This is a genomic window from Candidatus Pyrohabitans sp., assembly GCF_054014795.1.
Genome location: NZ_JBPMGE010000040.1, coordinates 1 through 11,393, shown reverse-complemented (window position 1 = coordinate 11,393; position 11,393 = coordinate 1). Strand labels below are relative to the sequence as shown.

Sequence of the window (11,393 nt, the reverse complement as noted above, 5' to 3'; positions counted from 1 at the left end):
AAGGAGTAACGCCTCTTAGCTGGGGCCATGGGGTTCAGTTTTCCTCGCAGGGCAGGCTGAGCCCCATGTTACTTTTATCGCTAGAAATCCTGGTATAAATAATCTCTGTGACAAACTTCGAAATGTTAGGAGTGAATAGGAAGGACCTTGGTGCTGTTTACTTAATATGCCCTGCTTCAAGCCACATTCCCTCAGTGGTGAATTTTTCAACGCGGGATATGCTTCTCTTTTTATTGAAAACGGGAAGATGATAATTAGGCTGTAGTAGAAGCTTCATCCTGGGCAGACTAAAAATTACTTTCGCATTTGGCACTGATGCATCAGAATCTCAGAAAAAGAATTGGGGATGAGACGGGGAAGATAAAGATGGGCCCTGCCTAATGCCCCGCCTCTTTAGAATCAGAATACATCGCCGCGAAGGGACGGTGCGAGAGCGGCACAACCTTTGTGAACTTCACCTTCATAATCTCCTCAACATCGCCGCCGAAGTAGGAGCAGAACTCCCCTATCTCCCGGCGCAGAAAGGCGAGGTCCTCCTCTGTGAGCTCCTCAAACTTTGCGCCGTAGCCGAGTTTATCCTCATCGATGGCATCGCGCAGATAAATTGCGCCGCCGTGAATCCCGGTAGCCAGCCAGTCTCCCACTATCTCAGGATAGGTTTCAAGTCTCTCTAAGCCGAGGATAATAATCCTACCGCCCGCCATGTACTCTCCCAGGAAGTCGCCAGCGGTGCCGCCTATGACAAGCACCGGCACCTGGTCCATGTACTCCTTCATGTGGATTCCCACGCGGTAGCCCACATGCCCGCGGACAAATACCTTGCCTCCGCGCATGCTGTGCCCTATTATGTCGGTGCCGTCGCCGTGCACTATTATCCTGCCCGCATTCATGGTGTTGCCCGCGCCGTCCTGCACATCGCCGTAGACAACTATCGTGGGGCCATTTGCAAAGGCTCCAAGGTCGTCGCCGGCAACGCCGTGAATCTCTATGTAGTAGTCGCCCCGCAGGCCGTCTGCAATAAACCTCTGCCCGTTCACATTTATGAGCTTAAGCTTCTTCGCCCCCCGGTTTATAACCTCCTCTATAAGCGCGTTAAGCTCGCGGTAGTGCATACCCTTGGCATCGATAACCACAAACTCGCCTTCCTTTGAAATCCTCGCCAGTGCCACAGCCATGCTATCGCCCCGCAGGTTTAACATCCAGCACCTCAAGGTCAACATCGCTCAACCCAATGCCGCGCAGGCGGTCGCGGTTGCCCCGCAGGCTCTCTATGGAGTTCAGCCCCAAGGCACCGAGAATCTCCTTCAGCTCGTGGCTCCACGCCTTGAGAAGGTTCGCAGCCCTGCGCGCGCCCTCATCCGGATTGAGGCGCTTTCTGAGCTCTGGAATCTGTGTTGCTATGCCCCAGGGGCACTTGCCGGTGTAGCACTTCTTGCACACTGTACATCCCAGCGCCACCAGGGCACCTGTGCCTATGTAAACCGCATCCGCACCGAGAGCTATCGCCTTTGCGACGTCTGCACTGCACCTTATGCCGCCGCTTGCTATTATGCTACCCCAGTGGCGTATGCCCTCCTCCCTGAGGCGCTGGTCAACACTTGCTATTGCAGCCTCTAATGGAATTCCGTGGTGGTCGCGGTGCACCTGGGGGGCTGCCCCTGTGCCGCCGCGGAAGCCGTCCAGCACAACTGCATCCGCGCCAGCGCGGATTATGCCAACTGCTATTGGCGCTGAGTTGTGCACCGCTGCAATCTTCACAAATACAGGCTTCTTGTAGCGGGTTGCCTCCTTAAGGGCGTAGATTAATCGCGATAAATCCTCTATGCTGTATATGTCGTGATGGGGTGCCGGCGATATCGCATCGCTCCCCTCGGGAATCATCCTTGTTTGAGAAATCTCAGCACTAACCTTGGTGCCGGGAAGGTGTCCGCCTATACCCGGCTTTGCACCCTGACCTATCTTGATCTCTATTGCCGCGCCCCTCTTCAGGTACTCCTCGTGCACTGCAAACCTTCCAGAGGCCACCTGGGTTATTATGTGGTCAGCGTAGGGGTAGAGGTCGCGGTGCATCCCGCCCTCGCCGGTGCCCATGTAGGTGCCCACCTCCTTGGCTGCGCGGGCCATGCTCAACTGTGCCTCAATGCTGATGCTGCCGTAGCTCATGTGGGCAAACATTATGGGCGTCTCAAGCTTCAGATTGGGTGCAATCTGGGTCTTGAGCTCTGCGCCGTTGTCCTCCTCAAGGTCCACCCTGTCCGGCTTCCTTCCTATGTAGGTTCGTAGCTCCATCGGCTCGCGCAGCGGGTCAATGCTTGGATTCGTAACCTGGCATGCGTCCAGCACGAGGTGATCAAAGTAGCTCATATAGGGCAGTTCGTTGCCCATGGCTGTGAGAATAACGCTGCCCGTCTCCGCCTGGGTTTTGATGTCCTTCCTCACCTTATTTGTCCACACGGGGTGCGGGGAGTACTCCATTGGCGAGCGCTCTATGCTTATCGCCTGCGTGGGGCACATGGCAGCGCAGCGCAGGCAGGCGACGCATTTATCATGGTGGCGCTTCCACTTCTTCTTTTCCTTGTTGTACTCGTGCACCTCGAAGGGGCACTCTCTCACGCAGCGCAGGCAGTTGATGCATGCGTCCATATCAACGCGGACTATGAAGTCGGGCGGGAAGTTTCTCACCATTTAGTGTATTACCTCCTCTACAACATCATCATGCAGGCGGGCGATCACAGGGTTGCCCGCTCTGGGGGCCCACAGCTTTTCTAAGTCGGGCTGCACTTCGCGTATCGCCGCCTCCTCACTGGCAATGTAAACAGAATCACCGCTCTTCGCTGCTATGAGAGGGCGCAGCTTTATGCGGTCGTTCAGCCCAACCATGGTATTCCGGTTTGCGACGATTATTGCAAATGGACCGTTGAGCATTGCGGGTGCATAGGTCATGCGCAGCGCTGTGTAGATGCTCCGCTTGGGCTCTGGCATCTTATCGATGTGCTTCCAGAAGGGTGGGGTAAGCGCTATGGCAGCGCTGCGAATGCTCAGTCCCTGCTTTCGCACCAGCAGATCCAGAAGGTAGGCCACTACCTCTGTGTCTGTGAGCAGTCTGCACTTGTAGCCGTGCGCCTCAAGGTACCGCTTGTTTGTGCCGTAGCTGCTTATCTCGCCGTTGTGTACCACACTCCAGTCCAGGAGGTTGAAGGGATGCGCACCACCCCACCATCCTGGGGTATTTGTAGGGAAGCGCCCGTGGGTTATCCAGCAGTAGGCCTTGTACTTCTCTATCTTGTACATCCTGGCCACGTCGTCGGGCATCCCCGTGGCCTTAAATACACCCATGTTCTTGCCGCTGCTCGCCACAAAGGCGCCGTCAATCTCATCGTTAATCGTAAAGACGGTATCTATTATATAGTCATCCTGGGTGAGGTGCTCCCTCTTAAACCTGTGGGGTACCTCGACAAAGTAGCGCCACACGATGTTCTCCTTGGGTATCTCCTTGATGCTGCGCATCGGCACCTCTTCGTCCTTTATTATGGCAACGCGATCCTTGAGGTACTCCTCGGTAGCCTCCTTTGCCTCTTCATCGCGGAAGAACAGGTGCAGAGCGTAGTACTCGGCGTACTTTGGGTATATACCATAGCCGGCGAAGCCTCCTCCACGGCCGTCGTAACGGTCGCGCATCATCTTCGCCATGGTTATTATATCATCGCCCGGGATTCTCTTGCCGTCACAGTTGAAGATTCCACCTAAGCCGCACATCTCTTTACCTCAGCGGGAGGAATTTTTGTAAGAGGGTAAGTAACGCCTAACATCGAAAAGGCGAGCCATAATTCTGGCTTGGAGGTTATAAAATTTTTGGCAGATGCCAAGAGTCTGGTGATGCCATATCAGAAAATTTTAAATATGCTCATATTTACAATATTCTTTACAGGGATGCATAACTTTATATATGTGGTACTTTTACATATATATTAACACATGTTAGAGTTGTAAACGCCGCCTCTTTCTTGGAGTGTGAAAATGGAGGAGAGAGACACAACCCCACTGGTGAACCGCGCCACAGAGGTGCTGGATGAAATCTCAGCGACGCTGAGGGTAGACCTGGGCAGGCTTAAGAAGGAGAAGCGCTACTTTGAGGAGCTCTATCTGACGCTTAAGAGTAACCTTGAGGAGCTCAAGTTGCTCAAGGACGAGATGGAGCAGCGGGGCTTCGACTCGCCCTACTTTGCCCTCGGACTGAGCAGGCACGGCACACCCTTCGGCAAGGGCAGCTACCGCCGTGAGGATGTCGAGGACCAGCGCGATGTCGCAAGGCACAAGATGTTCTTCCGCACAAATGCGGCGTTTAAGAAGGGCACCTTTGAGCGCACCAAGAGCGCAATCGCTGCACACAACATTGCCGTGGGGCACCTGGAGGAGTTCGTCTCCTTCGTGTGCAGGTGCGGGAAAGAGGCCAAGGGCAAGGAGGCCATGAAGAGGATTGAGGAGAAGAGAAGGTACGTCTGCCCCAAGTGCGGCTCTGATGTGGACCCCTATCTAAAGCCCAATGAGCAGGGGATATACCGCCTGGAGATCCTGCCCTACCTCACCTACGGCGGCGAGTTCACAGTGGAGATTTCTAAGTTTACCCCCACCGAGCGCATGGCGTACCGCGAGCTGGTGGAGATTCTGCGCGAGAAGAAGAAGGGCAAGATAAAGTCGGCTACTGTAACATTTAAGGCGAAGGAGAACGGGAAGTGGGTTACAAAGCGCGAGCAGGTGGAGGTGAGCAAGGGTGAGAAGCTGGACTACGAGGGCGTGCTGCGCAGCAAGTATGGGAGGATAATCATAGAGCACGTGCGCTACCACCACGAGCGCTCCATACTGGTGAGCGGGCGCTACAACCGCCAGGCTCTCGCCATAGGCTACACCAAGATTTTAAAATACAAGCGGGAGGAGATTCTGGAGTACCTGCTCTCCCGCAGGGTGGACATGGAGAAGCTGCGCAGGTACGAGGAGATTAAACGCCGCTTCGACGCCCAGCTCTACACCGCCGAGGCGTCGCAGACCTTCGCCCTAGACATGCGGATAATGGAGGAGCGGCGGGAGCTGATGCAGGAGTTCGAGGAGGAGCTCAAGGCCGCTGGCCTAATGGATGAGAAGGGCAACCTCATCGCAGGTCTCGACGAGGCCATAAACTACCGCCAGAAGATACGCAAGGAGATGCTGATAAAGATACCAAAGGCGCTCTTTGCATGGGACATCTTCAAGTTCCTGCTGATTAAACCCTACCGGGAGCGCCGCTATGCAAGCATATTCCCGGGTCTACAGCCCATCCCGGACAGAGAGCAGCTTGAGGCGGCACTGGAGATACTCCAGGAGGAGGACCTCCTCTACGCCATACAGAAGTTCATAGACCCGACGGTGATCCCGGTGAAGCGCGCCCACGAGATAGTGTTCAGGAAGTTTGAAATTGAGGAGATACTGCAGGACTACCTGAAGGTCACGTCTTCGCGGGCAGTAGGCGGAATAGCGCTCTATCTGCACAGCGACCTTGAGCTGGAGACCGCCTCGCGGGTGGTGTCCTCGAGTGTTGAGGAGCTAAAGGAGGTGCTGAAGGTCATAATCCGCCTGGGCAGGCGGGATGTCATACCCGAGGAGAAGCTGGAGAACCTTGAGGACATAAAGGAGATAAGAATATCAGAAAAGGCAAAGCAGTTCCTGGAGCTGGTGAGGTGAAATGGGCAAGGAGATAGTTGTGCTGCGCTCATCGCAGAAGGATGTGCTCATTGAGGAGATAAACCAGAAGCTGGACGACAGCACCAAAAAGGTGCACCTGAGCATCCGTCCGACCATAAACATCCTGGCGTCCATACTTACCGCGGCGCCCAACACAGAGGTGATAACCTGCCCCCCCTCGCTCTACGAGCGCACCCCGAAGAAGATACGCACGGCGCTGAAGAAGATAGGTATAAAGTTCGAGCCGCTGCTTCTGACCCCGGGAAGACCGCGCTCCCATCCCAACTGGAAGATTCAAAAGGTTTATGAGCTGGAGCAGAGGGGCTACTCCGCAAAGGAGATAAGCGATGAGCTGGATATACCGCTTACGACGGTATACTACTACCTGAAGAAGGAGGACAACGAGGGTAAGAGGGGCAGGTGACGCCGGCACAGGCTATCTTATCAGTTCAGAATTTTTGAGGAGCTGATACTTTTTGTGTATGTTTCCAGAGTCAATGTAGTAGAAGTCAGGGAATATCTCCGGGTACGCCCGTATCATGGCTGATATTTTCTTTTTGTTAATAAAGTTGTCATAGCCCTTCCACACCAGTTCTGAGCATAACTCTTCTGAGAACCTGAGATTGTCTCTGTAATCCCTGTAGAGTTGCGAAAGCGGAGAAGGGGAAAGCAGAAAAAATTTTATCTTTGAGCCCGCTTCCGCAAGGGAACTCATGAAGAATATGGTTTCATAAAAGTCCTCCATGCTTTCGAAGGGGAACCCCCATATGAAGGTAGAGATGACGTGCTCGAAATATTCCACGGACTTTAGAATAACATCCCCTGCCATCTGTTTGGTGAACCCTTTGTTTATTTTTTGAAGAACCCTGTTTGAACCTGATTCTACACCGTATTGGACGCCCCTGCACCCCGCGCGGCGCATCTCTCCCATAAGCTCCCTATCCATCAGATTTACCCTGCCCATGCATGCCCATCTTATGTCCAGCCCCTCCTTCCTGATTTCTGAGCAGAATTCCAGAACCCTTTTCCTGCTAAGCACAAAGGTATCGTCGCAGAAGCGGATGCTCTCGACGCCGTATTTATCGCGAAGCAGGGAAAGTTCCTCCATGACGTTTTCAATACTGCGCTGGTAGTTGGTATGCCCCCAGAGGGGAGATACCTCACAGAAGCTGCATCTGTACGGACAGCCCCTTGAAGTCATCACCCCAACGTTTGCATACTCCTTAAATTTTATTCTGTGATATGCGGGAAGGGTATCCAGTTCTTTTATCCGCTCCTGCGGGGGATTCACACGCACTCTGTTCCCATCTCGATAGCATATCCCGCGAACATTTTTCATATCCCTGTCAAGACGGTCGAGCAGTTCTACGATTGTCTTTTCTCCCTCACCTCTCACCACCACATCTACCGAGGGGAAATGTCTCAGGATGTGCTCCGCTACACCGGTGGGGCCTGGACCGCCAAGTATTATCTTTTTCTCTGGATGCCTTTTCTTAAGCTCCTCCACCGCCATGAGCACACTGGGCAGCATGTTGAATATGCAGCTGATACCCACCACATCCGAGGAATCTCCAAGAAATGCGAGGATGCTTTCGGGGGTCAGGGGGTCTTTAAAGCCGTTGAGCTGATAGTCTCTGAAGTCCACATTGTAGCCGCCTTCCTCAAGGGAAGAGACCAGATAGAGGGGGCCAATGGGGACAAAGCTCTCATTGTCCGGTGCTAGAACAAGGTTTGCCAGGGTTATGTCATTGCCCATCTGTATCCCCTTTTAATCATCTAAAACAGGGATAAGCTTTCTTAAGCGTGGAAGAAAGGTGGGGTCAAGGAGAGACGAGAGAAGCAACTCGTTTTTCTCTCTTATAAGGGCAAAAATGGCAATGGCCAGCTCGGTATTCCTCAGGTTGATTTCACACCTCCTCTTTGAATCGTAGTCCCGTACCAGCAGAAGGAAGCATCCCCCGGCGCACAGGTAGCGTGCCCAGCAGTTTGCACATTCATCTCTGTTTTCTATAGAAATTTTTTGTAGAAAACGCTTTGTTTTCTCTGCGTAAAGCCCGTTATGCACATCGCCTATCCGGTGTACCCCCTGGGCTGCCGCAACTCCGCAGGGGTAGATATCGCCGTTTGGAGAAATGCCGAAGCGCCTTATTCCCGCGGGGCAGAAATACTTCTTCCTTGAGCCTTTCCAGAGCTGCAGGATTTTGGTTTCGAAGTTGTAGTATGGCGGCCTCTCACCCCGTGAGATTTTTTCTATGCAGTCCCTTGCTATCTCCCGCATGTCGCTGAGATAGAGCTGTTTTTGACTTTCCGTAAGGGCAAACTCTCCCCCATCCTGATACCGAACGTAAGAAATTTTTATGTCCCTGAGGTCAAACTGGGAGAGGTATTCGTACGCATCCCTAAGCCTGTGGTCTCTTGTTACCACTGCGCTTGCGCTGACGTGGTGAATTCCCTCAGTGGCGAGCAGCTTTTTGAGATTGTTCTGCACTATCTGATGTGTTCCGTATCCGTTCGGAAAGACTCTCTTTGAATCATGCACCTCTGGGGGGCCGTCCAGGCTTATCAGCACATTTATATTATAATCTTTAAAAAATTCTAATATCTCATCACTTAGAAGCGTTCCGTTGGTGGTAATGTGGAACTCGACCTCTCCCAGTCCCATCTCCTCGGCCCTCCGACTGGCATACAGCATCGCCGATTTGACCACCGGATAATTGAGCAACGGCTCTCCACCGTAGAAGGAAACCCCCAGACTTTCGAGTTCGTCGAAACCTAAGATGAAGTCGATGCCCTTTTTTGCAGTCACCTCACTCATCAGAGAGCCCCTGGAGCCGGTGGGTGCCTTTTCCACGTAGCAGTACCTGCACCTCAGATTGCAGGACTGTGCAACATTCAGTGTAATACTGAACTTGTTGGTTAAGGGCTGGAAAGTAAGCTCTGTGGGTTCTTCCTCGGCTATGAGTATCCTGTTGTCCTTCAGGAAATTAAGTGTCCCCCTGATGGAATCGGCAGAGTAAACCGCTGCCAGTTTCTCAAATATCTGCCTTTCTTCCATCGGCTGGCTGCACAGGCCCAGCAGGTCAAAGGTCAATTCATCTATGATGTATACGGAATTCCTTTTTACATCCAGCAAAAATTTTTTACCGAACTCTTCAAAACGGTGTATCTCTGCTCTTTTGAGCTCTACCATGGTGGAATCCCCGTGGACGGAGCTCAGGATCCACAGAAGATAATAACCGCCGCATCCTTTGTTATTCTTGCCTCAAGACTTTTTGCCAGCTTTTCAATGCTCCTGCGGTCTAACTGCTTTATCGTCTGAAGCGTCTCTTCATCCAGTTCATACTGTTTTGCAACTCTGCTGGGACACTCGAAGAGGACCTTCCTGAATTCCGGGTCCACAATCGCCTTACCCAGTATTCTCTCAATTTTCTCTATCTTCGCCTTAAGGGTGTGGTATGGTATCTTCTTTTCCTCCATTGTTTACACCTCCTAGTTTTCATGCGCCACTCTGTTATGTTCAATTAACCCTTTATCATAAAACTCCTGACAGATGGCACAGGGTGCCAGGAAGGAGCCGTAGTTCTTATAGGCAGAGAGCCTGCACCCTCCTCCGCAGATGTCCCGGAAGCGGCATACTCTGCAAACACCCTCCAATTTTGGGGTCTCCAGTCTGCGCAGCTCATTAAATAGGGGTGAATCCAGCCAGAGCTCTTTAAATGAACTATCCCTGATATTCCCGGCCATAAGCTCTGGATGCTCATGTGCGAGTGCGCATATGGTGATGTCCCCATTTGGGAGAACGCCGCACAGACCATTCGCCCAGCCGCAGGAGGGAGCGCCTATCGGAATAATGTCCTCAGGAGGCAGAAGGAGGGGCGGCAGATTAAGAAATACCCGAGAGCCACGCAGCCTTACCTCGTGGCAGTAGGTTATGAGGTCTGCTATCTGCTCGGTGCTCAGGGTATTATCTCTGATTTCTTTCCCTCTTCCTGCAGAGCTGTTCAGCAGGGTTAATCTCAGGGATAGTTCCCGGTCCCGGGAGAACTTTGTCAGGAAGGGCACACTGGAATAGTTGACCTTGTTTATGGTGCAGTTTATCTGAACTGGTATATTTGCTTCCTGCAAAAGCTGAATTGTCCTTACCGTCCTGTTGAAGCTCTCCGGAATCCCCCGCATCAACTCATGTTTTTCCCTGTCGCCATCCAGGCTTATCAGGAATTCAACATTACCGAACTTACCGAGGCTGTGTGCTATCCTGCGATTGATCATTGTGCCATTGGAACTGAATGCTACGGTGAAGTCCAGCGACTTAAAGATTTTGAAAATCTCAAACCAGTCTTTCCTTAAAAAGGGTTCTCCTCCACTGAGAACAACCCTTTCGGCGCCCAGTTCTCCAGCTTCAGCGGCCAGATTGCCTATCTCCCTTAAGTTTAGTACATCCTCTGCCCTGTGCTCAGCCGTACTCCCCGCGTTTGCATAGCAATGGATGCATCTGAGGTTGCATGAATGCGTTATATTAAAGAAGAGGGTGTGGAGCTCGGACATCACACATGCCAGCCGTGAGTGAAATGCCTATCTTATTTCACCAGTTTCAGGATATCCCTGGAGAGCTCTTCAATTACCTCATCGGTAAGCTCTTCTTTTGAAGCCACCACTCCTGGTGCCTTGCTGCTCTGAGCACCACAGAACATGCACCACCCTGCCTTCATCGCCTTCTCAGGCAGCTGGGATACCAGCTCGCTGATTACTCCACTTGCTATCAGCTCCTTTGTCTGCTCAAATCCTATCGGTTTAAATTGTGCAGGCATTGGTTCAGCACCTTTTGTGGCACCACAGAACATGCACCAGCTGGCCCTTGCCCTGATGCCCCTTTTTTCGAGAACTTCTTTTAACTCTCTTGGGTCTAATCTAAGTTCTGCCATAATTTACCCCCATCTCACTTGATATTAAGAAAGAGAAGAGCTACATGTATTTAAAACCAGATTGGCAGGTGCATATGCAGGTGCATATACTCGTGGCATTAAAAGCAGGAGAGAGTTAGAATTTGTCTCTAAGGTTCTTTGCGATTTCCAGTCCCTTTTCTGTTGCTCTGTAGTATCTCCTTCCGTTTATCTCCTCTACTCTCACCAGTTCCAGGGATAGCAGGGAATAGGAGGCGTTAAATCGGCAGTCGCCCCACGGTGCCCCGGATAAGGCGCATTTCACATTCGAAGGTGTAGAGCCTATCTCCCTGGCTATCTCAGCGGGATAGCTCCTGTTGGGATGGATTTCTATCAGAAACTTAAAGGTCTCCTTTCTTACCCGGCTCCTCTTAAAGGACCAAAGAACCTTGGCGATATGGTTCCTGTTTTCTGGGGTCATTTCTGGCATTATCACCCTTCCCCTTATTATTTGATGTGGGTATCCACATTATCGGTTGTCTGTTTGCGGCAGTGTTTTTATTGTTTTAAAGCTCTATCAACTTTAAATAACTTTTCCCCTACTGTCTGAACAGGTATTAGGCGGTATTCATTTTCACCGATAATAAAAAATAGTCTTAGAAGGTACTCCAAACTTTTAACTCGTTAACCCTCGCTCCACAACTTGCACATTCTTTGCGATGCCGCCGTAGCTCAGTAGGTAGAGCGCCTGGCTGTTAACCAGGTGGTCGACAGTTCGAGTCTGTCCGGCGGCGCTCA

General features: G+C 51.9%; 11 protein-coding genes and 1 tRNA gene. 3 read left to right on the top strand and 9 right to left on the bottom strand.

The genetic code is table 11. The annotated features are described in order from the left end of the window. Positions 1–377: 377 nt before the first annotated feature. The 3 genes from ACXJJW_RS04830 to ACXJJW_RS04820 are packed head-to-tail and all read right to left on the bottom strand — an operon-like array spanning position 378 to position 3,756. Complete coding sequence (locus ACXJJW_RS04830; RefSeq protein ID WP_456474602.1) at positions 378–1,175, bottom strand: GltB/FmdC/FwdC-like GXGXG domain-containing protein; 798 nt, start codon at positions 1,173–1,175, stop codon at positions 378–380. A gap of 1 nt (position 1,176) precedes the next feature. Then, the gene (locus ACXJJW_RS04825; protein WP_456474601.1) at positions 1,177–2,685 is read right to left on the bottom strand and encodes a glutamate synthase-related protein; all 1,509 of its coding nucleotides are present in this window, start codon (positions 2,683–2,685) and stop codon (positions 1,177–1,179) included. Then, on the bottom strand, positions 2,686–3,756 hold the full coding sequence (locus tag ACXJJW_RS04820) for a class II glutamine amidotransferase (protein ID WP_456474600.1): 1,071 nt from the start codon (positions 3,754–3,756) through the stop codon (positions 2,686–2,688). Positions 3,757–4,017: 261 nt separating this feature from the next. On the opposite strand from ACXJJW_RS04820, the gene ACXJJW_RS04815 reads away from it, so the two are divergent. Next, positions 4,018–5,715 carry a DUF530 family protein gene (locus tag ACXJJW_RS04815; RefSeq protein ID WP_456474599.1) on the top strand — a complete coding sequence of 566 codons (1,698 nt, stop codon included), beginning with the start codon at positions 4,018–4,020 and terminating at the stop codon, positions 5,713–5,715. Between the two features lies 1 nt (position 5,716). Continuing rightward, entirely contained in the window at positions 5,717–6,139 is a 423-nt protein-coding gene (locus tag ACXJJW_RS04810) for a DUF1699 family protein (RefSeq protein ID WP_456474598.1), read from the top strand. A 12-nt stretch (positions 6,140–6,151) separates the two neighbouring features. Here ACXJJW_RS04810 and ACXJJW_RS04805 read toward each other — a convergent pair whose 3' ends face one another. The 6 genes from ACXJJW_RS04805 to ACXJJW_RS04780 all read right to left on the bottom strand — a co-directional run bounded on the left by ACXJJW_RS04805 (position 6,152) and on the right by ACXJJW_RS04780 (position 11,085). Beyond that, positions 6,152–7,471 carry a B12-binding domain-containing radical SAM protein gene (locus ACXJJW_RS04805; protein ID WP_456474597.1) on the bottom strand — a complete coding sequence of 440 codons (1,320 nt, stop codon included), beginning with the start codon at positions 7,469–7,471 and terminating at the stop codon, positions 6,152–6,154. Between the two features lie 12 nt (positions 7,472–7,483). Beyond that, a complete protein-coding gene (locus ACXJJW_RS04800) occupies positions 7,484–8,905 on the bottom strand; it encodes a radical SAM protein (RefSeq protein WP_456474596.1) in 1,422 nt (473 codons plus the stop codon). 23 nt (positions 8,906–8,928) lie between these two features. Further along, positions 8,929–9,192: an Os1348 family NHLP clan protein gene (locus tag ACXJJW_RS04795; RefSeq protein WP_456474595.1), complete on the bottom strand. Its 264-nt coding sequence runs from the start codon at positions 9,190–9,192 to the stop codon at positions 8,929–8,931. 12 nt (positions 9,193–9,204) lie between these two features. Next, entirely contained in the window at positions 9,205–10,260 is a 1,056-nt protein-coding gene (locus ACXJJW_RS04790; protein WP_456474594.1) for a radical SAM protein, read from the bottom strand. 32 nt (positions 10,261–10,292) lie between these two features. Beyond that, a complete protein-coding gene (locus ACXJJW_RS04785; protein WP_456474593.1) occupies positions 10,293–10,637 on the bottom strand; it encodes a hypothetical protein in 345 nt (114 codons plus the stop codon). A 115-nt stretch (positions 10,638–10,752) separates the two neighbouring features. After that, on the bottom strand, positions 10,753–11,085 hold the full coding sequence (locus tag ACXJJW_RS04780) for an archaellum operon transcriptional activator EarA family protein (RefSeq protein ID WP_456474592.1): 333 nt from the start codon (positions 11,083–11,085) through the stop codon (positions 10,753–10,755). A 231-nt stretch (positions 11,086–11,316) separates the two neighbouring features. Here ACXJJW_RS04780 and ACXJJW_RS04775 point away from each other — a divergent pair. Then, positions 11,317–11,389 (top strand) — tRNA-Asn (locus tag ACXJJW_RS04775). Positions 11,390–11,393 lie beyond the last annotated feature (4 nt).

Bases quoted from the DNA above. Each gene is read 5' to 3' on its own strand.
- ACXJJW_RS04830 (WP_456474602.1), bottom strand. From the start codon at position 1,175: ATGGCTGTGGCACTGGCGAGGATTTCAAAGGAAGGCGAGTTTGTGGTT.
- ACXJJW_RS04825 (WP_456474601.1), bottom strand. From the start codon at position 2,685: ATGGTGAGAAACTTCCCGCCCGACTTCATAGTCCGCGTTGATATGGAC.
- ACXJJW_RS04820 (WP_456474600.1), bottom strand. From the start codon at position 3,756: ATGTGCGGCTTAGGTGGAATCTTCAACTGTGACGGCAAGAGAATCCCG.
- ACXJJW_RS04815 (WP_456474599.1), top strand. From the start codon at position 4,018: ATGGAGGAGAGAGACACAACCCCACTGGTGAACCGCGCCACAGAGGTG.
- ACXJJW_RS04810 (WP_456474598.1), top strand. From the start codon at position 5,717: ATGGGCAAGGAGATAGTTGTGCTGCGCTCATCGCAGAAGGATGTGCTC.
- ACXJJW_RS04805 (WP_456474597.1), bottom strand. From the start codon at position 7,471: ATGGGCAATGACATAACCCTGGCAAACCTTGTTCTAGCACCGGACAAT.
- ACXJJW_RS04800 (WP_456474596.1), bottom strand. From the start codon at position 8,905: ATGGTAGAGCTCAAAAGAGCAGAGATACACCGTTTTGAAGAGTTCGGT.
- ACXJJW_RS04795 (WP_456474595.1), bottom strand. From the start codon at position 9,192: ATGGAGGAAAAGAAGATACCATACCACACCCTTAAGGCGAAGATAGAG.
- ACXJJW_RS04790 (WP_456474594.1), bottom strand. From the start codon at position 10,260: ATGTCCGAGCTCCACACCCTCTTCTTTAATATAACGCATTCATGCAAC.
- ACXJJW_RS04785 (WP_456474593.1), bottom strand. From the start codon at position 10,637: ATGGCAGAACTTAGATTAGACCCAAGAGAGTTAAAAGAAGTTCTCGAA.
- ACXJJW_RS04780 (WP_456474592.1), bottom strand. From the start codon at position 11,085: ATGCCAGAAATGACCCCAGAAAACAGGAACCATATCGCCAAGGTTCTT.